Genomic DNA, 21000 nt, shown 5'->3' with positions numbered 1-21000 from the left:
CATTTTCTCCTTAAAATGATAGACCGGCACTTACAAACGGGCCGTCCATTTCCACATCCAGTTGATCGTCTCCGTCCTCATAGTCAACAGCCATCTGGCGATACCCTGCGCGAAGCTGCAACAGCGAAATTTCATACTGACCGTAGACGTTAAAGTCTCTGAGCGAGTCGCCATCAAACTTTATAAAGTTGCCTTCACCACCCACGGATACGCCTGTGAACGGCAGATCAAAGCGAGCCGCCAGGTAGCCCATGGGAATAACGCCATCAATGGTTGTCGTGTTTTTCAAACCGGCACCGACAGTATCCTGGACCACCAATTCAGCGGAAAGGTCTCTCGCGGTTACACCCAGGTCAAGGTTCACCCAGTTGTCCAGAATCTCGTAGTACAGCGTGACATCAAACTGATCCAGATCGAGATCCGACCTCGCATTGATTCCGGAAAAATTCACACCACCAAAATCAGCGGTCAGAACACCCTGCCCACTTTGCTCTACCTGCGTGTAGGCAAGACGAACGTTTGGCAGGATGGGAATCGGGTGTTCAACGTACAAAGCCGCGTTTGCGCTGGAATCTTCGTCAAGATTGAGCTCGTTATCGACATCAACAAAATCTCCGCCGTCCCGAACATTGCCGGTCAGGTCAGAGTTCCAGTAGTTTACACTCGCACCAAGTCCAACCACGTCTGCCTGAGCTACCGGGGCTGCCAGAACCAGCGCCCCACCCAGTGCAACCATCAATCTACGCATAACGCACCCATTGAGTTTGTTGTGTTTCAGGATCAGTCGAACTCGATGCCAAGCCGGCTCCCAACTTCCTCGTAGGTTTCGATAACACTACCCAGACCTTGCCGGAAACGATCCTTGTCCATTTTTTTGCGGGTTTCCTTGTCCCAGATACGACATCCATCAGGACTGAATTCGTCGCCCAGTACAATTTCGCCGCCGCTGCGCCCGAACTCGAGCTTGTAATCCACGAGCAGCATGCCAGCCTGATCAAACAGGGCTTTCAGCACATCATTAACCTTGTACGTCAGTTCTTTCATCCGGGAGAGCTCTTCAGATGTCGCCCAACCGAAGCTGATGGAAAGGGATTCGTTGACCATCGGATCGTGGAGCGCATCGTTCTTGAGGAACAGCTCATATGTCGGCGGATTGAGCTCCTGCCCTTCTTCAACACCCAAACGACGGCACAGGCTGCCTGCAGAAATGTTCCGCACGACACATTCAACCGGAATCATATCGAGTTTTTTCACCAGGGATTCTGTAGAAGACAGCAACCCTTCGAAATGTGTCGGTACACCAGCTTCTTCAAGCTTTTGCATGATGAACGCATTGAACTTGTTGTTCACCATGCCCTTGCGATTAAGCTGCTCTTTCTTTTCGCCGTCGAATGCAGAGGTATCGTCACGAAACACAAGCACAAACCGCTCGGGATCGTCAGTCTTGAATACGGATTTTGCCTTGCCGGCGTAGAGCTCTTCACGCTTTTCCATTAGGGGTCTCCGAAGTGGGACCGCAAAAGCGGCCCGGCACTGAATCAGTATAGATAATCAAAAAGTTGTGTCAGCAAGTCTGGCGCACTTTGTTCGCCATCGTAACTGTCTTCCCTCTGAGCGGTGATTTCGATCGCATCTTCGCGCTCTGCGAGAGTAAGGGTATGTGTATGATGGGGCTTTTCCTTGTCACTGAACCAGCCAAACCAACCGGATTCGCGCTCATCAGCGGTTCGGAAGTCGACGTATAACCAGCCTGCGCTGCGGTTAAGATCAACCACAGGAATGCCCGCTTCTGAAAGCGCACGATTTACTTCGGCCCACGAACGGCCAAAATCCAGTGACATCGATATCGACGTCGGTTCATCACCGTCGGCTTCAAGCCTTACCAGCGGGGAGCTGACCATACCGGAAGCAGCCCGTGAGAAGGATTTGCTTTCTTCGCGGTTTTTCAGAAACTCACCCAGATCCGCCAGCACATGCTTTTGCAGCTCCAGTTCATCGGATGTCGGTGCAGTCGTGCTGTTCCAGGGGATCAGCTCGTCTGCCTGATCGGAGACGACCAGCTTACGCACCTGGATTTCAGAGGTCTTGCGCCTGACGCCGGGCGCCATGCGCACCTGAAGTACGACACGCGGCTCTGCCGCACCGGGGTTATCCGGCAACTCAGCCAGTTCCCGCGCGCGCTTACTGAAGTTGAGAAGTTCGCTCTGCAGCAGACCGATCTGCGGATTATCCTGGCTGACACCCAACCCCCGGTCAGACATGTATGCCGTAACTGCAGGCCAGAGGCGCCCCGGAACATCGTTGACCAGTAACCATGCACGCCCATCAAGCTCCTCAATGACGTAGTTCTCATCGAGAATCTCGGATGTCATGTCCGGGGGACGTGGGATATCCGAGGGGTACATTTTGCTGGCATCGGCCGAGCTGATATCCCTGATGGGCATGGCCTGGCCGAACCGTGACTGGTCCGCGGTTTCCGGGAGGTCGAGAGTCCGACCATCCCGTGCGTTGACGTATTCTTCAGAACGATCGTCAAGCAGGCTGCAGCCGGAAAGGCTGGTCAGAGCCAGCATCCCGGCAGCGAAAGCCAGAGGTTTTGAAAAAGAGGTATAACGGGTTCCTGAAAGAACCGGCATCTGGTTACTCCGGGTCAGAGATAATTTCAGCAAACTCAGAGTACACCTGAGGCTTTCAGTGCTTCTTCGACTTCTGCATGGAACTTCTCACTCAGCGGTGTCAGCGGAAGGCGAATGCCGTCACTGATCAGCCCCATACGATGAAGGGCCCATTTCACCGGAATCGGGTTCGCTTCAACAAACAGCTTGTGGTTCAGGGGCATCAGTTGCTCGTTAAGGCGAGCTGCCTCTTCACGATCACCCGCAACTGCGGCTTCACACAGTTGAGACATCGCCTTCGGAGCCACGTTGGCTGTTACAGAGACATTGCCCTGAGCACCGGCCAACATCAACTCGGCCGCGGTAGCATCGTCTCCGGAATACACGGCCAGACGACCGTTTAGCCCTTCGATCAGTTCAATGCCGCGCGGAATATTGCCGGTAGCATCCTTGATGGCCACGATGTTTTCGATATCGGCCAGTCGCAGAACGGTCTCGTTGAGCATGTCGCAGGAAGTACGGCCCGGCACGTTGTAGAGCATCTGCTTCATGCCAGGCACTGCCTCGGCAATTGCCTTGAAGTGCTGATACAGGCCTTCCTGGGTCGGCTTGTTGTAATAAGGCACAACGAGCAGGCAGGCATCAGCGCCCAGTTTGTGCGCCTCTGCTGTCAGCTCAATGGCTTCCCGGGTGCTGTTGCCCCCGGTTCCAGCGATAACAGGAATCCGGCCGGCCACACGTTTTATGATATGACCAATCGCCTGGATATGTTCCTCAGGATCCAGGGTTGCGGATTCGCCGGTGGTACCCACAGCCACGATACCGTGAGTGCCGTTTTCGATGTGAAAGTCGACCAGTCTGTCCAGCTCTTCCCAGTGAATATCACCGCTGGCGTGCATGGGCGTGACCAGTGCGACAAGGCTACCCGTAATCATAAATGCTCCGTCCGAATAAAACCGATATGGTAATGTTGGGCACGAACTGACACAAGGGAATTAAAGGAGATGTCATGTCATCCGTTGAATTGAATAAAACCGTCCCGGATTTTGAAGGTCCGGCGACCGGTGACCAGCTCGTCAGACTTGCCGATTTTCGCGGCAAAAACGTCGTGATCTATTTCTACCCGAAAGACAACACCCCGGGCTGTACCACCGAAGGACAGGATTTCCGGGATCGCATGCAGGCCTTTGCCGAACTGGATACGGAAATCTTTGGTGTATCCCGTGACGGACTCAAAGCCCACGAGAACTTCCGAACAAAGCACGAGTTTCCGTTTCACCTGATTTCAGATAAAGATGAAGAGCTGTGCAAGCTGTTCGACGTTATCAAACTCAAAAAGCTCTACGGCAAAGAGTACCTCGGGATTGATCGCAGCACGTTCCTGATCGACGCCAACGGCGTACTCCGCAACGAATGGCGCGGCGTCCGGGTTAAAGGCCACGCCGATGAAGTGCTTGAGGCTGTCAAAGCCCTCTGATCATCCTTTATTCTGCAACATCATCCCCGGCCGGTTCAGGTATCGAATACGCAACCGGCCAGGCGGTAAAGACCGCTTTCAGCATCGTGGCGAGAGGTATCGCGAAAAAGACCCCCCAAAGCCCCCAGATACCTCCGAAAAACAGCACCGCGACGATGATCGCCACCGGATGAAGGTTATTCACCTCGGAAAAAAGCACAGGTACCAGAACGTTACCATCCAGCGCCTGAATAACGCCATACACCACCATCACCCAGATGAAGTGACTTCCCCAGCCAAAGGCAAACAGACCAATCACCATCACAGGTATGGTCACTACGGCCGCGCCGATATAGGGAATCACCACGCTCAACCCTACCAGCAGCGACAATAATGCCGCATAAGGCATCCCGAGAAGCTTGAACGCAATATAGGTCGCACCGCCAACAATCAGTATTTCCAGCGCCTTGCCACGGACATAATTGGCGCACTGAAGGTTCACCTCGTGCCAGATCTGCAGCATCATCGGACGCTGGGGAGGCAACAAGCGCGCTATAGCGCCGAGAATCACTTCGCGGTCCTTCAGGAAAAAGAACACCAGGATCGGCACCAGAACCACATAAATCAGCAATGCCACCAGATCAGGAATACTGGACAGTGAAAACGAGACCAGCCATTGGGTCATATGTCCTACTTCCGTCGACACCTGCTGGTACAGGGTGTTGACCGCTTCCGCGGAGATCAACTGGGGGTATTCCTGGGGAAGCACTTCCAGATAGGACTGAAGTTCACCAATAATTCGTGGGGTTTCTCCGGCCAATTTCCCAACCTGAACCCAGATCAGCGGCAGCAACCCGAAGATAAAGCCGACCATCACACCCATAAAGACGGTAAAAACACCAAGAATCGCGACGATTTCTGGCGCCCCCATCCGAACCAGCTTGGTTACCAGACCCTGCAGAATGAACGCAACAATCAACGACGCAATGACCGGTGCCAGCATGGCGCCGAACCAGATGATGAACGCGGTACCGGCAACCAAAAGCAGAAAGAGGATGACCGCTTCTTCATCTGAAAAATACTTATGTGCGAGACCGCGCAGGATCCTGATCATGAATGTCTCCGAATAATTAGCCGCCGCACTTTATCACAAACCGGTATTCCCCATTGAGTTCAGACTCCGTCACCAGAGTATGACTCGACAACTTCAGGAAAGCCGGAATATCCCGCGCCGAACCAGCATCGGTCGCAATAACCTCAAGCTCCTGGCCTGGGGACATGCTATTGAGTTCAAGTTTGGTTTTCAGGAGGGGCATTGGGCAACGAAGGCCGGATGCATCGAGAGTACGATCAGCCATAGAAGGGACAGACACCATAATTTGATATTCAGAAACGACAGCCAATAAAACCGGGCAATACGCATTATGCCGAGAGTGATAATGTATTGCACCACAATACTTTTTAATCGAAAACCCGGAAGTTTTTGTCGTAAGCTGTACGCACTGTTTATCGTATGCTGTCGGCACCTTTTTAAATCAGGCGCCTGCGATCCGGACAAAGGCAACGCATTTCGCATGATCCCTGCAAAACTCCCCAAGAGCCGCCTCAGCGGCGCGACCAGAGCCATAGCACTGGCGGTAGGACTGACACTCGCACAGACACCGAGCCAGGCCCAGGAGCTTCCATCGATTGGCGGAACCGGTGGCGGCCTGATTTCTGATCAGCAGGAGTCCGAAATCGGCCAACAGGTTCTGATGACCATACGCAGGTCCACCCCCAGGATTACCGACCCACTGGTCTATGACTACCTCAGTGAAATCACTTATCGCCTGGTACCGTCTGCACCACTTGAGAATCGTAATCTGAAGCTGACGCTGATTGATGACCCCGCGATTAATGCATTCGCTGTCCCCGGAGGGGTTGTAGGCGTCAACGGAGGCCTGTTCCTCAATGCGACGACCGAGCAGCAATTCGCCTCAGTGCTTGCGCACGAACTGGCCCACCTCAGCCAGCGGCATTTCGCCCGTCGACTGGAACAACAGGAAACCAGTGCACCACTTACCCTCGCAGGAATGATTGCCGGCATCGTACTTTCAGCTGTCACTCAATCGGATCTTGGCATTGCCGCGATTGCCGGCACCCAGGCGATGGCCGTGCAGAACATGCTGTCCTATAGCCGCGCCCACGAGCAGGAAGCCGATCGCGTCGGCCTCGACATTCTCGCGTCCTCCGGGCTTGACCCCAGGGGAATGCCTGAAATGTTCGAGATCATGATGCGGCAGAACCGACTGCAGGGAAATCGACTACCAGAATATCTGTCCACCCACCCCCTGACCCAAAGCCGGGTATCCGACACCCGCAACCGGGCTGAGCAGTACCCTCACACAGATATCCGGGACGGGCAGGAATACCACCTGATCCGCAGCCGACTGCAGGTTCATTATGCACAGTCACCGGAAATCGCGGTAAACACATTCAAAGCCTACCTGGACAACCCCAAGGCGATACAGAACGATGCCATACGCTACGGGCTGGCGGTTGCCTATCTGGAGAACCAACAACCCGCAGAGGCAGAAAACATCCTCCGCGACCTGCTCGAACGCAATCCCGGACGGATTACATTGCAGGTTACCCTTGGCGAAGCGTTGATGGCACAGAACAAAGTCAGCGAAGCGAGAATGCTGCTTCGAAAAGCGCTGTCACGGAACCCGGACAACTATCCCATCACATCAACCCTGGCCAGGGTGGAAATCAAGGATGGCAACGGTGACGCGGCCGCCGAATACCTCAAACAGCTGACCCGGCGCCTACCGGATCAGGAGCACCTGTGGCTGCGGTTAGCGGAAGCGGAGGGCATGGCCCGAAACATTGTGGGTGTACACCGGGCAAGAGCGGAATACTACGCCCTGATGGGGGATTTCGAGTCAGCCCAGCGCCAGCTGCGGCAGGCACAGGAGAAACTACCTGCGGGATCCACAGAGAGACAGGTCGTCTCGGAGCGCCTGGCGGAGTTTTCCCGGCGTATGCGCCCCGAACAGTGAATCAGGCGTTGCCCGCTGCCTGCAGGTTCATGTTGGCAGTAAAATCCAGCATTCGTCGCAGGGGCCTCAGGGCATCTTCCCTGAGGGCATCATCCACAAACACTTCCTGATCACCTGTTTCAAGGACGTGAAGCAGGTTCTCCAGTCCATTCATTGCCATCCAGGGACAATGAGCACAACTACGACAGGTGGCACCATTACCGGCGGTAGGCGCCTCAATCAAGGTTTTGTTTGGGGCCAGCTGCTGCATTTTGTAGAAGATGCCGTTGTCGGTCGCAACAATAAACTTCTCATTAGGCAAAGTCTGAACCGCGTGAATCAACTGAGACGTTGACCCAACGACATCAGCCATCTGTACGACCGCATCCGGCGACTCAGGATGAACCAGTACAGCAGCATCAGGGTACAGAGCCTTCAGATCTTCCAGACCGCGGTACTTGAACTCCTCATGCACGATACATGAGCCATCCCACAAGAGCACATCGGCGCCGGTAGTTTTCTGAACATAGTGACCAAGGTGCTTGTCCGGAGCCCAAAGAATTTTCTGCCCCTGAGAATCCAGGTGCTCAACAATGGACTGAGCGCAACTGGATGTCACAACCCAGTCAGCCCTCGCCTTCACCGCTGCAGAAGTATTGGCATACACCACGACCGTACGATCCGGGTGCTGATCACAGAAGGTGGCAAATTCGTCGGCAGGACAGCCCACATCAAGCGAGCAGGTTGCCTCCAGCGTCGGCATGAGCACCTTTTTCTCGGGATTCAGAATCTTGGCCGTCTCGCCCATGAAACGCACGCCCGCCACAACAACCGTGGATGCCGGATGCTGATTGCCAAAACGAGCCATTTCCAGTGAGTCCGCCACGCAACCACCGGTTTCCTCAGCCAGGCGCTGGAGATCCGGGTCTGTATAGTAATGAGCAACCAGCACAGCATCCTTCGCTTTCAGCTCAGCCTTGATCCGGGCTTCCAAATCGGCCTTTTCCTCGGCACTCAGGGGCTTCGGTTCTGCAGCGTGGGCCAGATGTTCCTGAACAAGAATGCGGTCTTCAGCGTGTGTCATTACTACATCTCTGTGTTGCGTTTCCGGGGAGTATATCACCTCGATACCCATTTTAACGGTTCTGACATGGCTCTGTAACAACCCGGTGATCAGGCATATTCTACTCGCCACCCGTCAGATGAACCTATGGGCAAAAAAAAAGAGCCCGGAGGCTCTTTTTTCCGCCAGGATGCTGTATCCCGGCTATTTGGTGGGTCGTGAAGGATTCGAACCTTCGACCAATTGGTTAAAAGCCAACTGCTCTACCAACTGAGCTAACGACCCGCAACTGCTGGTCAGGACCTGCTGCCTAACCGCTACCGAAGTCACTCAGAAAACTCCGACAGCTCGTGTTTGGTGGGTCGTGAAGGATTCGAACCTTCGACCAATTGGTTAAAAGCCAACTGCTCTACCAACTGAGCTAACGACCCAAACGAGGCGCATATAGTAATGATTTTTTTCCGTTGATCAACCCCTTTTTTCGAGGTTTCTCAATATTTTTTCAACGGTTATATTTTAACCGTTTTCTGCACCCAAAAACTTCTGGGCGAGTTTGGCCGCACTGCTTTGAGGGTAGCTTCCGACGACCTGCTCCATTCTCCGGCGCGCCTCGTCCTTTTCACCCAACTGGTCCAGGGTAATGCCCAGTTTATAAACCGCGTCCGGCGCTTTACGGTGATCGGGGAAGCGCGTAGCAACGATAGTGAATGCCTGCTTGGCCTGTTCAAGCTGAGGTTTAACAAGATAGACCTCTCCCAGCCAGTAGTAGGCGTTGACCGTCAGGTCACCGTCCGGATAAGTATCAAGGAACTCGTATATTCGACTAATCGCCTCATCGTACTTTTTCTGGTTTCGGATCAGATCCTGAATCTGTTCGTACTCCTTACGCTCTTTCGCGTCAGGCTGGCGATATTCCTTGGAGATGGCTACCGGCGTAGCTGCCTCACCAGAGTTTGCCTGAGCCGGAGCCTCCGGCTGCGCCGAGACCTTTTCGGAGAGATCCAGAATACGTTGGTCGAGATCGATATAACGATCCCTGCCCTGCTCCTGCAGCTGTTTTATCAGGTGCCGCTGTTCTTCAACCTGCCCCTGAAGACGCCTCACATCGCCCTGAAGCTGCTGGATCATGTAAAACAGCTCAGCCGTTGCCTGGCTGCTATTTGCCTTACGCTGCGCCTCTGAGGCGTTATTCTGGTATGCGGGAGTAGAGGATTGCGCCAGCGCCAGTCCCGCCTGCCCGAGGGCAAGCGGGAAAACCACTGTCGCCATGAGGTGCTTTCTCATGGAGATACCTGATTAGTCATGTATTTACTCAAATACGAGCTCAACACGGCGATTTTGTGCCATGGCACTTTCAGTGGAACCCATGACCGCCGGCTTTTCTTCACCATAGCTTACGGTTTCAATCTGACCACGGGAAGCACCGTTGACGATCAGGAAACGCTGAACTGCGTTGGCACGACGCTCACCCAGAGCCAGGTTGTATTCCTTGGTACCACGCTCATCAGCGTGGCCTTCCAGGCGAACTGTCTGGCCCGGGTTTGCAGCCAGGAACTGGGCGTGAGCAACGAGCACATCACGTGCATCCTGCTTGATCTCGGCAGTATCGAAATCAAAGTAGAAGGTTGTAATATCACGAAGTGCTTCCTGAGCGGCCTGCTGCTGAGCAGCCATACGCTCTTCTTCAGTCAGGCTGGAAGAGGAAATTCCGCCCTGGTCGTCACCGCCGTATACGGTTGAACCACCGTCCTGATCGATAGCAGCAACGTCAGAACCATAGGTGCCGTCTTCAACGGTTTCACCGGTGGAACTACAGCCTGCGAAAAGACCAACGGTGAGCAGCAGTGCAAATGCCTTGGTTTTTGCCGAGAACATCATATTCATTTCCTTTCAGTTGCTTGGTTTGATTGACGATCTGTTTATGCAGCGCCCCTCTGATTGAAGGCATATGGCACGCTGCTCTACTTTACCAACGGTCCCCATGCGGGCTCCCGAACCCCTCCTTCAGAGGCTGGCAGACTATATGCCGCGCCGCCGTCTGCGGAAATAACGGTGAGCACGCTATCATTCCCCTGTTTCGTCGCGTAAATCAGCATACGTCCGTTGGGAGAGACGCTGGGAGATTCATCGGATTGTGTCCGGGTGAGTACGGTTTCCTCACCTGTATTCAGGTTCGTTCGGGCGATATGGAACGCGCCCTCGCGCTGATGAACGTAATACACATACTTGCCTTCATTATCCGGCCGCGGCCGGGCGTTATAGCGACTACCGAAGGTTATACGCCTGGGTTCTGCGCCCGGACGGTCCATGTGATAAATTTGCGGCCCCCCGGAACGGTCCGAGGTAAAGAACAGACCTTTACCGGTATGGTCCCAACTGGCCTCGGTATCAATCGCCCAATGGTTGGTGACTTTGGTCACCTGCCGGCTTTGCAGATCCATCCGATAGATTTCAGCATTACCATCCTTTGACAGAGTCATGAGCAGAGAGCGGCCATCGTCTGACCAGGCGGGCGCTGAATTAAGCCCTGGAAAATCGGCAATCTTTGTACGCTTGCCACTGGACAACTCGTGCAGGAAGATCACCGGCTTACCGGTTTCAAAGGAAACGTAAGCAAGCTGCCTTCCATCGGGCGACCAGGCCGGTGACAGAATCGGTTCCTCACTCTCAAGGCGGATTCTCGCCCGCTTTCCGTCAACATCGCTGACCTGGAGCCGATAACGGGGCTTGCCGTTAAACGAATCCAGAGTGACATAGGCCAGCTTGGTCGAAAATGCTCCCTGCACACCAGTAATCGCTTCATAGACCTTGTCACTGATGTGATGGGCCAACGACCGCATGTTCGTAGCCGGGGCGGCTGCGCGCTCACCTAAAATCCGCTCTTCACGGTTCACATCAAACAACTCATAGCGCGCTGTTACCTTGTCAGCAGAGCGGCTCAGATCGCCAACCAGAACATAACGCTGGCCGAGCATCTTCCAGTCCCGAAAGAACACCTCCTCACGCTTGGACGGCAGGCTCAGCATCTTCGAAGGCGGCAGCGTACGGAATTCACCGCTCATGTTCAGGTCCGATTGCACGATAGTGCTTACCTTGTCTCCAGGTGGGATCTGACCATTTTCCGCAAACGGAACAACGGCAATTGGCAGCGCGGAATCAGCGCCTTCGGTGATCCGTATCAGTAACTCAGCGTTAGCGCTCGCCGAAGCCAGAATCAGCAGCGCCGTGGCGACCAATAGCCTGAAGAACCCCATAGTCAGAACTCGCTGTCTCATTGTGTTATCCGTTCCTTATCTTAGCCGGCGAGGATTGAATTCAATTGTAAACTGGCGGAAATAGCGCTCAAACGTATCCCTCTCATCGGGTATCGGGTACCGGGACAGTGAACGCACCGCGCTCAATGCCGAATTATCGAAAGCCGTGTTACCACTGCTGCCGACCAGCTTGACTCCGGCCAATTCGCCCGTCGGTAGCAGAGTTATCTGAAGACGAGCCGTCATATCTTCGGTTGCCGAGGACGGCGGATACCACGCCTGGCTCAGCCGCTCCCTGATCAATGCCTGATACTTCTCGCTCTCACTCAGCATTTGAGTTTCCCGGGCACGTGCGGCCGCAGCCTGGGCTTTTTCCTGCGCTGCCGCCGCTTCAGCGCGGCGTGCCTCTTCCGCCAGCGCCTCAAGCTGCTGCTCCCTCAGGCGACGCTCGGCGTCCAGACGCTTCTGCTCAGCGGCCTTTCTGGCCTCTTCTTCCTGTCGCTTACGCTCTGCTTCCGCTTCCTGCCTTCGGCGCTCCTCTTCCGCTTTCTGCCGTTCGGCTTCTACGCGACGAGCCTCTTCCTCCGCTTTGCGCTGTGCCTGAGCTTTGGCCTCAGCCTCAGCCTTCTGGCGGGCAGCCTCTTCCGCCCTGGCCTTTTCTTCCTGCTGTTTTCGGGCTAGCGCTTCCTGACGCTGACGCTCTTCCTCTTTGGCCTTACGCTCCTTTTCGACACGGGCTTTTTCTGCCTCAGCCTTGCGAGCTTCTTCTTTACGCTTTTCTTCAGCCTGACGCTTCTGCTCTTCACGTCGTTCAGCATCGCGATCCGGCTGATCAACCTTGTCCACTACCGGGCTTGGCGCGGGTTCCGGAGCGATCAATCGGGCCGAAATACTCCGAGGTGGCGCCTCATGATCCGGATCGGACCAGGACCACCCCGCCACTGCCACGACAACAATCAGCAGATGCAGTGCGACCGACATCGCCACAGGAGATTTCCAGTGAGGCACTCCTGTGTTGGTTTCTTCCCGTTCGTGACCTGTCACAACAACTCCGCCTGTGTCCCTGTCACTCGTCATTCGCCGGTACGTCGGTAATCAGGCCTATGCTGCTGGCACCAGCCCCTTGCAACTCCGCCATCAAACGAACCACAGTACCGTATTCAACGTGCTCATCCCCGCGCACGAGAACTTCGCTGTTCGCCCGCTGTGAGAGAATTTTGGATACCTGGGCCCGCAACTCGCTGAGCGCCATTGGATCACTGCCCTGATCCCCCACTTCCAGATAATAGGCCCCATTGGTATCCACCGAGACCACGATGGACTCCACATCCTTGTCTGTCTGGATCGGATCGGAGGTTGTCTCAGGCAAATCCACCTTTACACCCTGGGTCATCATCGGGGCTGTGACCATAAAAATAACCAGCAGCACCAACATGACATCGATATAGGGGACAACATTGATCTCGGACATCGGCTTGCGCCGATGCGGAGGCATCATTCCCATACCTTTCATTGTGTTACGCTCCGCTCTTCAACAGACAAAGACATTATGCGGTGCCTTTTTCACTGCTATGAACACGGCGGTGAAGAATGCTCGAGAACTCTTCCGCAAAAGTTTCATAGTTCTTGAGCAATGCATCAGACATGGCGGAGAAACGGTTATAGGCAATAACCGCCGGGATCGCCGCAAACAAACCCATTGCCGTTGCAATCAACGCCTCTGAAATACCCGGTGCTACCGTTGCCAGTGTTGCCTGCTGAACCTGTGCCAGCCCGCGGAATGAATTCATGATGCCCCACACCGTTCCGAACAAGCCTACGTATGGGCTGGTGGAACCTACGGTTGCCAGGAATGGGAGGTGTGTCTCCAGGCGCTCCTGTTCCCGTGAAAACGCCACGCGCATAGCACGTTGTGCCCCTTCCATCACAGCATCTGCATCACGACTCTGCTGGCGCAAACGGGAGAACTCCTTGAAACCGGCCCGAAACACAGCCTCCATGCCAGAAAACGGCGTTGGATCCGCATTCACTTCACGATAAAGTTGCCCGAGGTCCATGCCAGACCAAAAACGCTCCTCAAATGCCAGCTGGGCCCGCCTGGCTTTCTTGAATACCTGCAAGCGCTGAAAAATCAGGGCCCAGGAGACAACTGAGGCGAGCATAAGCAACAGCATCACCAGCTTGACCAGTGGGCCGGCATTCGCAATTAGAGACCAGACTGAAACTTCTGATTCCACCTTTTACTCCTGGCTAGTTCCGTTTTTTGTTTCCATGAGCTGAACCTGTTCTGTCAGCAACGACTTCATGTTGTCCGGCAGTCGCCTCGGGCGACCGCTATCAAGAGCCACACAGGCAACGCGCACATCGGCTTCACACAGCACTTTGCGTTCCCCGGACCGAATCACACGCTGCCTGAAGTCCATCCATACTCGCCCAAACCCAGTGGGTTCAGCGGTAATGAGCAACTCGTCATCCAGCCTGGCCGGTGCTACATAGTGGATCGCCATTTTCTGGACCACGTAGCTGATATTCTCTGCCAGCCCGGCACGCAGACCGACACCACAGCTTCTGACCCACTCTGTTCGGGCCCGCTCCATGTAACGCAGGTAATTCGCGTGATACACAATGCCACCGGCATCCGTATCTTCTATATACACGCGAACGGGTAATTCAAATAAAGGAGACTCTTGCTGATCAGTCAAAGAGATCGTCCTCCTTTCCTGATCTCGCCGGAGACACGCCAAAATGCTGATAGGCGTTAGAGGTAACCATCCGCCCGCGGGGTGTGCGTACCATAAATCCCTGCTGGATCAGGAAGGGCTCAAGAACATCTTCTATAGTTCCACGCTCTTCGCTAATAGCTGCTGCCAGACTTTCGACGCCCACCGGGCCTCCATCGAATTTCTCGATCATCGCCAGCAACAACCGCCTGTCCATGTGATCAAACCCCTGATTATCAACTTTCAACATGTTCAGGGCCTGATCGGCAACGTCGGAACTGATATGCCCGTTGGAACGAACCTCGGCATAATCGCGCACCCGTCTGAGCAGGCGATTGGCGATCCTCGGCGTACCACGGGAGCGGCGGGCAATTTCGAAAGCACCGGCTTCATCAATATCCACCGAAGACAGGCGGGCGGATCGCATGATGATATTGGTCAGGTCCTGAGTGTTGTAGAACTCCAGACGCTGAACGATGCCAAAACGATCCCTGAGGGGTGACGTCAGCAGGCCGGCTCTTGTGGTAGCGCCTACCAGGGTAAAAGGGGGCAGATCGAGTTTAATCGATCGCGCCGCCGGACCTTCACCAATCATGATGTCCAGCTGGTAGTCCTCCATGGCGGGATAAAGGACTTCCTCTACAGCAGCACTCAGGCGATGAATCTCGTCAATAAACAGGACATCGCCTTCCTCGAGGTTGGTCAACATCGCCGCAAGGTCACCCGCCTTTTCCAGAACCGGGCCGGAGGTGGTCTTTATGGAAACACCCATTTCATTGGCAATGATGTTGGCCAGGGTTGTTTTACCCAGGCCCGGAGGACCGAAAATCAGTACGTGATCCAGCGCTTCCTCGCGCCGACGGGCTGCAGATATAAAGATCTCCATCTGCTCACGCACCGCAGGCTGACCCACGTATTCAGACAATAACGTCGGACGGATAGCCCTATCCTGCACCTCTTCATATTCACCAGCACCGGCTGAAATCAGTCGGTCGGATTCAATCATGGCATCACCCATTTGTCGGGAATCAACATCGTGCCTGCGTAATCGCCTGAAAGTTAACGTTGTGCCAATTGTACAAACGGCTTTGGGGCTGTCACGTTACGCTCTCTACACAATTGGCGCTACGCAGACGACATATTACCGTTATGTTATCAGGCAGGAATCATGTTCTTGAGGGCCAGACGTATCAGTTCTTCACTGGACATTCCCTCTTCAGCAATCCTGCTGACCGCTTTACTCGCTTCCTGAGGCTTATAGCCCAGGGCAATCAGTGCAGCTTCAGCTTCCTCTCGGGGATCAGGCCCATGCATACCGATTGTGGAAACCACATCCGAAGGTGCCACGGTGTCCGCCGACGAAGGTATAAACTGACCTTCAAGTTGCCCGATCCGGTCTGCCATTTCAATAAGAAGCCGCTCTGCAGTCTTTTTGCCAACGCCCGGTAGCTTCACCAGCGCCGAGGCGTCCCGCGCTTCAACAACACGAATGAACTGAGCGGCATCGAGACCAGACAGAATACCAACGGCCATTTTCGGGCCCACACCGTTAACCTTGATCAAAAGACGAAACAGATCACGATCCAGCTTTGAAGCAAAACCAAACAGACTCTGAGCATCTTCGCGAACAGCAAAATGGGTATGGAGTATGACCTCCTGATCCACATCAGGAAGGTGAAAGAAGGTGGTATAGGGGATGTCAATTTCGTAACCCAGCCCAGCGCATTCCACCAACGCCTGGCCAGGTGTTTTCTCTACAAGTGTGCCACGGATACGACCAATCAAGAGCAGCCTCCTGTCGCTCCGAAGAGCGTATTATTGTTTCCTTACCCGCCCACTCCGAACCTTGCCACCGGCACTGACCACCTTTAAGACGCTCTGGCTCATGTGGGCATGACAGAGTGCAATGGCAAGCGCATCCGCGGCATCAGATTGAGGTTTTCTGGACAGGGAAAGAAGAGCCTGGACCATGTGCTGTACCTGAGATTTGTCCGCCCCACCCGTACCGACAACCGCTTGTTTTACCTGGCGGGCAGAATATTCGTGTACAGCAAGGCCGCTGTTGGCGGCACTTACAATGGCTGCACCACGCGCCTGACCAAGCTTCAACGCTGAATCCGGATTCCGGGCCATGAACACCTGTTCTATGGCGAATTCTTCGGGGCGATACTCACCGATCAGCGTGGCGAGACTCTGAAAAATGGTTTGCAGACGCTGGGCCATGGGCTTTTCACCAACCCGGATGCATCCGCTGTCGATGTATTCGATGTGGCGACCTTGAGCCCGAATGATACCGTAGCCGGTAATTCGTGAACCCGGATCAACGCCCAGAATGATCGCCACATCGAACCTCGCTACTGCTTACTGGCTCTCCGCCTTGTTGCCTTCGGCAGCCTTGGCAGATTTACGCAGGCGAATATGCAGCTCTCGCAACTGCTTTTCGTCTACTTCACCCGGCGCCTGAGTCATCAGACAGGTGGCACTCTGGGTTTTCGGGAACGCAATCACGTCACGAATGGAGCTGGCGCCCGTCATCAGCATCACCAGGCGATCCAGGCCGAAGGCCAGACCACCGTGAGGAGGACAACCAAACTTCAGTGCATCCAGCAGGAAGCCGAACTTGGCTCGGGACTCTTCTTCACCAATACCGAGAATGCGGAACACGGTTTCCTGCATCTTCTCGTCATGAATACGGATGGATCCACCGCCCAGTTCCGTGCCGTTAAGCACCATGTCATAAGCGCGGGACAAGGCGGTTGCAGGATTAGCTTCCAGCTCCTCCGGAGAACAGGAAGGTGCTGTGAACGGATGGTGAATGGCGGTCAGGCCGCCGTCAGACGTTTCCTCAAACATCGGGAAATCGACCACCCACATAGGCGCCCACTCGCTGGTGAGTATGTCGAGATCGTGACCAACCTTGATACGCAGTGCGCCCAGAGCTTCGTTCACAACGGTGGTTTTGTCCGCACCGAAGAACACGATATCGCCGTCTTCAGCACCTACCCGCTCCATCATGGCCAGGGCAACGTCATCACCCAGGAACTTGATGATCGGGGACTGCAGGCCTTCAACACCTTTGGCCAGCTCGTTGACCTTGATGTAGGCCAGCCCCTTAGCACCATAGATACCAACGTATTTGGTGTATTCGTCAATCTGCTTGCGGGTCAGCTCGCCACCTTTCGGCACGCGCAGCGCTGCAACCCGGCCTTTGGGATCCTTGGCGGGGCCGGCAAAGACTTTGAAGTCAACGCCTTCGACCAGGTCGGCAACGTCAATCAGTTCCAGAGGAATACGCAGATCCGGCTTGTCGCTACCAAAGCGACTCATGGCTTCGGCATACGGCATGCGCGGGAATTCTGGCAACTCGACATCCAGCACGTCCTTGAACAGGGTGCGAATCATGTCTTCGTTCAGTGCCATCAAGGTCTCTTCATCAATAAAAGAAGCCTCGATATCCACTTGGGTAAATTCAGGCTGGCGATCGGCACGAAGGTCTTCATCGCGGAAGCACTTGGCAATCTGGTAATAACGATCGACGCCAGACACCATCAGCATCTGCTTGAAGAGCTGTGGAGACTGCGGCAACGCAAAGAATGATCCTTCGTGAGTACGGCTGGGAACCAGATAATCACGGGCACCTTCCGGTGTCGCGCGGGTCAGGATCGGTGTTTCAACGTCCATGAAGCCGTTGCTGTCGAGGTAGTTACGGATATAGCTGGTTACCCGTGAACGGAAGCGCAGACGATTGATCATCTCGGGACGACGAAGATCCACGAAACGGTAACGCAGACGAACGTCTTCACCCACGTCCACATGCTCATCCAGCGGGAAGGGAGGCGTCGCGGCGGCATTCAGAATGGCAACCTGCTTACCGAGCAGCTCTACCTGACCGGTCGGCATGTTGTTGTTCTCGGTACCTGCGGGACGGCGACGCACCCGGCCAGTCACCTGTACAACAAATTCGCTACGAACTTTCTCTGCCAGCGCGAAGCTTTCGGGGGTATCAGGATCCACAACCACCTGGGACATGCCATCCCGATCCCGCAGATCTAGGAAAATAACCCCACCATGGTCACGGCGGCGGTGTACCCATCCGCATAGAGTGACTTCCTGATCGATGTGGGATTCATTGATCCCACCGCAATAATGACTGCGCATACCGGTTCCCGTAATGTCAGATGTATTCGTTTGTTCGCGATGTCTGGAAAAGCCGCCCATTATAAACACAATGGTCCTGAAAATCAGGCGTGTTTCTATGGGAAAAACGTGCCGGATGACTCACCCCTGGCGGGCCGTTAGAATGCTGCCTTCACCAAGCTATTGGAGTCCTGCCTTGTCATCCAGAGCAGAGCAAAAACTTCGTACCCGCCGGGCACTCATGGACGCGGCCCTGGCCCAACTGAGTGCAGACCGGGGTTTTGGCAGCCTGAGCCTGAGAGAAGTCGCCCGGGAAGCCGGCATAGCGCCCACCTCGTTTTACCGGCACTTCTCGGAATTGGACGAACTCGGGTTGGCACTCGTGGATGAAGGCGGTGTTGCCCTGCGGCAACTGATGCGACAGGCCCGAAAACGGATTGCGCGAGACGGCAGCGCCATTTCCACCTCGGTGGAAACGTTTATGGAGTATCTGGGCAATAACGCCAACCTGTTCCGTCTGATGCTGCGGGAGCGGACCGGCGTATCAAAACCGTTCCGGACCGCCGTCAAGGCCGAGATCGACCACTTCGTGACCGAACTGGTGGATGACCTGAATCGTTTCGCAGAAGAACAGGGCAAGTCACTGTCCGATGCCCGCCTGGTTGCAGAAGCCATGGTCACGCTGGTGTTCAACCAGGGGGCAGAGGCGCTGGATGCAACCCCGACGGAACGGGAAGAGCTGAAAACCAAACTGAAAACTGAGCTGAGGATGATTCTGGTCGGCGCCCAGACTCTGGCCAGAAAATAATATGGCAGGCCGATGGAACCTTTTGGCAAGCGGCACGTTTCAACTAATACGGGTACGAGCCTACCCGTTGTTGAGTCGCTGCCCAAATGGGCATTTCCGCCCGCCTGCCAAGGCGGGCTTTTTTATGCAAGCGCGCTACCGGTGGATAATCGTCACTGGAGCTGTTCAATAACCGACTTGAGACGACCAACCACCTCAATCAGCTGCGGTTCCGAATAAGGCACCGGAGGCTGAACACCCCACACAGGCCCGGGCCAGGCAGGATCACCCTGCAGGCGGACAATATGATGCAAATGCAGTTGCGGCACCATATTGCCCAACGCAGCAACGTTCATTTTGTCGCCACCGAACAACTCCATCATCCCTTTGCTGAGCAAAGAAGACTCTTCCAGCAAGCGCCTTTGCTGCTCATCCGACAATTCGTAAATTTCCCGGATTCCGGCAACCCGTGGCACCAGGATAATCCACGGCCAGGTACTGTCGTTCATCAGGCGGATATCACACAACCGGCTTTGGCCCAGGCTTACGGTGTCTGCTTCCAGCCTTTCGTTCAGCTGGAAGCCCTGACCCGATTGCGCACTCATGCCGAATGAAACTGGTTTCTGCCACGCCCAATGGCGTAGTAGACCAGACCATAACGCTCGAGCATCTCGGGCTCATAGAGATTACGCCCGTCAAATACAGCTGGCTCCCGCAAGGCGGAAGACACCATGTCGAAATCCGGAGACCGGAATTCCTTCCATTCGGTGCAAATAGCCAGAACGTCTGCCCCCTTCAGCGCCTGCTCCTTGGTGCCGCACAGGGTCAAACCATCCTGATCACCATAGATGCGCTGGGTCTCTTCCATCGCTTCCGGATCGAACGCCTGCACAACCGCACCCGCTTTCCAGAGATCTTCCATCAGAGTGCGGGCTGAGGCTTCGCGCATATCGTCGGTATTGGGTTTGAAAGCCAGCCCCCAAAGCGCCACAACTTTGCCTTTCAGGTCACCCTGAAAATAGTGACTGATTTTGTCAAACAACACATGCTTCTGGGCGTAGTTGACTGCTTCAACCGCCTGCAGAAGTTTCGCGTCGTAATCACAACCGCTGGCGGTGCGGGCAAGAGCCTGCACGTCCTTCGGGAAACAGGACCCACCGTATCCGCAGCCCGGATAGATAAAGTGGTAACCAATCCGCGGGTCCGACCCGATACCACGACGCACCGCTTCAATATCGGCGCCCAACCGCTCTGCAAGGTTCGCCACTTCGTTCATGAAGCTGATTTTGGTCGCCAGCATCGCGTTTGCCGCGTACTTGGTCAGTTCGGCTGAGCGGACATCCATAAAGATCATCCGGTCGTGGCTGCGATTGAAGGGATAGTAAACTTCACGCAGCAACTCGGTCGCCTTGTCGCTGTCGGTACCGACCACAATGCGATCCGGCTTCATGAAATCACCAATCGCAGCGCCTTCCTTCAAGAATTCCGGATTGGAAACAACATCAAAATCCAGCTCCAGGCCACGGTGATCCAACTGTGCCCTGACAGCCGCCCGAACCTTATCCGCAGTACCGACCGGCACAGTAGACTTGTCGACAACTACCTTGTACTCGTCCATATGCTCGCCAATGGACTTCGCAACAGCCGTAACGTACTGAAGATCGGCTGAGCCGTCTTCATCCGGCGGGGTTCCCACAGCAATGAATTGCAGCTGACCATGCTTTACAGCAGCAGCTGTATCTGTGGTAAAGGACAGGCGCCCGGCTTCAACTGTATGCCGGACAATGGCATCCAGCCCAGGCTCATAAATTGGAATCTGTCCGTTTTTCAGGCGATCAATCTTGCTTTGATCCACATCCATGCACAAAACGTCGTGGCCAACGTCAGCAAGGCAGGCCCCTGTTACGAGCCCAACGTAACCGCTACCAAAAATCGTGATTTTCACTGG

General features: G+C 54.8%; 23 protein-coding genes and 2 tRNA genes. 3 read left to right on the top strand and 22 right to left on the bottom strand.

Annotated elements, in window-relative coordinates; translation table 11 throughout:
• Window positions 1–10: 10 nt before the first annotated feature.
• The 4 genes from FWJ25_RS06490 to dapA are packed head-to-tail and all read right to left on the bottom strand — an operon-like array spanning window position 11 to window position 3550.
• Window positions 11–748, bottom strand: a complete 738-nt coding sequence (locus FWJ25_RS06490; protein ID WP_149599440.1) for a TIGR04219 family outer membrane beta-barrel protein — start codon at window positions 746–748, stop codon at window positions 11–13.
• A 32-nt stretch (window positions 749–780) separates the two neighbouring features.
• Window positions 781–1494: a phosphoribosylaminoimidazolesuccinocarboxamide synthase gene (gene purC, locus FWJ25_RS06485; protein WP_149599439.1), complete on the bottom strand. Its 714-nt coding sequence runs from the start codon at window positions 1492–1494 to the stop codon at window positions 781–783.
• Between the two features lie 44 nt (window positions 1495–1538).
• Complete coding sequence (bamC, locus tag FWJ25_RS06480; RefSeq protein ID WP_149599438.1) at window positions 1539–2636, bottom strand: NlpB/DapX family lipoprotein; 1098 nt, start codon at window positions 2634–2636, stop codon at window positions 1539–1541.
• A gap of 35 nt (window positions 2637–2671) precedes the next feature.
• On the bottom strand, window positions 2672–3550 hold the full coding sequence (dapA, locus tag FWJ25_RS06475) for a 4-hydroxy-tetrahydrodipicolinate synthase (protein WP_149599437.1): 879 nt from the start codon (window positions 3548–3550) through the stop codon (window positions 2672–2674).
• 74 nt (window positions 3551–3624) lie between these two features.
• Here dapA and FWJ25_RS06470 point away from each other — a divergent pair, with 74 nt between their 5' ends.
• Window positions 3625–4092 (top strand): peroxiredoxin, encoded by a 468-nt coding sequence (locus FWJ25_RS06470; protein ID WP_149599436.1) that lies wholly within the window; start codon window positions 3625–3627, stop codon window positions 4090–4092.
• 7 nt (window positions 4093–4099) lie between these two features.
• On the opposite strand, the gene FWJ25_RS06465 is transcribed toward FWJ25_RS06470, so the two are convergent.
• Both FWJ25_RS06465 and FWJ25_RS06460 read right to left on the bottom strand, forming a co-directional pair.
• A complete protein-coding gene (locus tag FWJ25_RS06465; RefSeq protein ID WP_149599435.1) occupies window positions 4100–5185 on the bottom strand; it encodes an AI-2E family transporter in 1086 nt (361 codons plus the stop codon).
• A 16-nt stretch (window positions 5186–5201) separates the two neighbouring features.
• Window positions 5202–5429, bottom strand: a complete 228-nt coding sequence (locus tag FWJ25_RS06460; protein ID WP_149599434.1) for a sulfurtransferase TusA family protein — start codon at window positions 5427–5429, stop codon at window positions 5202–5204.
• Window positions 5430–5645: 216 nt separating this feature from the next.
• Here FWJ25_RS06460 and FWJ25_RS06455 point away from each other — a divergent pair, with 216 nt between their 5' ends.
• Complete coding sequence (locus FWJ25_RS06455; protein WP_149599433.1) at window positions 5646–7112, top strand: M48 family metalloprotease; 1467 nt, start codon at window positions 5646–5648, stop codon at window positions 7110–7112.
• Between the two features lies 1 nt (window position 7113).
• Here the strand turns inward: FWJ25_RS06455 and nadA are convergent, their stop codons facing one another.
• The 14 genes from nadA to aspS form a co-directional block, all read right to left on the bottom strand.
• On the bottom strand, window positions 7114–8175 hold the full coding sequence (gene nadA / locus FWJ25_RS06450) for a quinolinate synthase NadA (RefSeq protein ID WP_149599432.1): 1062 nt from the start codon (window positions 8173–8175) through the stop codon (window positions 7114–7116).
• Window positions 8176–8363: 188 nt separating this feature from the next.
• A tRNA-Lys gene (locus tag FWJ25_RS06445) sits at window positions 8364–8439 on the bottom strand.
• 70 nt (window positions 8440–8509) lie between these two features.
• A tRNA-Lys gene (locus tag FWJ25_RS06440) sits at window positions 8510–8585 on the bottom strand.
• Window positions 8586–8670: 85 nt separating this feature from the next.
• Window positions 8671–9438, bottom strand: a complete 768-nt coding sequence (gene ybgF, locus FWJ25_RS06435) for a tol-pal system protein YbgF (RefSeq protein ID WP_149599431.1) — start codon at window positions 9436–9438, stop codon at window positions 8671–8673.
• A gap of 24 nt (window positions 9439–9462) precedes the next feature.
• Entirely contained in the window at window positions 9463–10032 is a 570-nt protein-coding gene (gene pal, locus FWJ25_RS06430; protein ID WP_149599430.1) for a peptidoglycan-associated lipoprotein Pal, read from the bottom strand.
• Between the two features lie 83 nt (window positions 10033–10115).
• Window positions 10116–11408: a Tol-Pal system beta propeller repeat protein TolB gene (tolB, locus tag FWJ25_RS06425; RefSeq protein WP_438616557.1), complete on the bottom strand. Its 1293-nt coding sequence runs from the start codon at window positions 11406–11408 to the stop codon at window positions 10116–10118.
• Between the two features lie 36 nt (window positions 11409–11444).
• Window positions 11445–12395 (bottom strand): cell envelope integrity protein TolA, encoded by a 951-nt coding sequence (gene tolA, locus FWJ25_RS06420; protein WP_149599626.1) that lies wholly within the window; start codon window positions 12393–12395, stop codon window positions 11445–11447.
• Window positions 12396–12474: 79 nt separating this feature from the next.
• Window positions 12475–12921 carry a protein TolR gene (gene tolR / locus FWJ25_RS06415; protein WP_149599428.1) on the bottom strand — a complete coding sequence of 149 codons (447 nt, stop codon included), beginning with the start codon at window positions 12919–12921 and terminating at the stop codon, window positions 12475–12477.
• 34 nt (window positions 12922–12955) lie between these two features.
• Window positions 12956–13645 carry a protein TolQ gene (gene tolQ / locus FWJ25_RS06410; RefSeq protein WP_149599427.1) on the bottom strand — a complete coding sequence of 230 codons (690 nt, stop codon included), beginning with the start codon at window positions 13643–13645 and terminating at the stop codon, window positions 12956–12958.
• A 3-nt stretch (window positions 13646–13648) separates the two neighbouring features.
• Entirely contained in the window at window positions 13649–14110 is a 462-nt protein-coding gene (ybgC, locus tag FWJ25_RS06405) for a tol-pal system-associated acyl-CoA thioesterase (protein WP_149599426.1), read from the bottom strand.
• Complete coding sequence (gene ruvB, locus FWJ25_RS06400; protein ID WP_149599425.1) at window positions 14103–15134, bottom strand: Holliday junction branch migration DNA helicase RuvB; 1032 nt, start codon at window positions 15132–15134, stop codon at window positions 14103–14105. Before ruvB ends, ybgC begins: the two co-directional genes overlap by 8 nt.
• A gap of 149 nt (window positions 15135–15283) precedes the next feature.
• The gene (gene ruvA / locus FWJ25_RS06395; protein WP_149599424.1) at window positions 15284–15913 is read right to left on the bottom strand and encodes a Holliday junction branch migration protein RuvA; all 630 of its coding nucleotides are present in this window, start codon (window positions 15911–15913) and stop codon (window positions 15284–15286) included.
• A 30-nt stretch (window positions 15914–15943) separates the two neighbouring features.
• Window positions 15944–16471, bottom strand: a complete 528-nt coding sequence (gene ruvC / locus FWJ25_RS06390) for a crossover junction endodeoxyribonuclease RuvC (protein WP_149599423.1) — start codon at window positions 16469–16471, stop codon at window positions 15944–15946.
• A gap of 18 nt (window positions 16472–16489) precedes the next feature.
• Entirely contained in the window at window positions 16490–18286 is a 1797-nt protein-coding gene (gene aspS, locus FWJ25_RS06385) for an aspartate--tRNA ligase (RefSeq protein WP_149599422.1), read from the bottom strand.
• 175 nt (window positions 18287–18461) lie between these two features.
• On the opposite strand from aspS, the gene fabR reads away from it, so the two are divergent.
• A complete protein-coding gene (gene fabR, locus FWJ25_RS06380) occupies window positions 18462–19073 on the top strand; it encodes an HTH-type transcriptional repressor FabR (protein WP_149599421.1) in 612 nt (203 codons plus the stop codon).
• A gap of 152 nt (window positions 19074–19225) precedes the next feature.
• On the opposite strand, the gene FWJ25_RS06375 is transcribed toward fabR, so the two are convergent.
• Both FWJ25_RS06375 and FWJ25_RS06370 read right to left on the bottom strand, forming a co-directional pair.
• On the bottom strand, window positions 19226–19657 hold the full coding sequence (locus tag FWJ25_RS06375; protein ID WP_149599420.1) for an HIT domain-containing protein: 432 nt from the start codon (window positions 19655–19657) through the stop codon (window positions 19226–19228).
• A complete protein-coding gene (locus FWJ25_RS06370) occupies window positions 19654–20997 on the bottom strand; it encodes a UDP-glucose dehydrogenase family protein (protein WP_149599419.1) in 1344 nt (447 codons plus the stop codon). Before FWJ25_RS06370 ends, FWJ25_RS06375 begins: the two co-directional genes overlap by 4 nt.
• Window positions 20998–21000: the final 3 nt, after the last annotated feature.

Origin of the sequence: Marinobacter salinexigens, from assembly GCF_008370345.1 — a bacterium.
GTDB lineage: Bacteria > Pseudomonadota > Gammaproteobacteria > Pseudomonadales > Oleiphilaceae > Marinobacter > Marinobacter salinexigens.
Note: the sequence above shows the minus strand (reverse complement) of the source record. Positions and strands in the feature narration are given on the sequence as shown.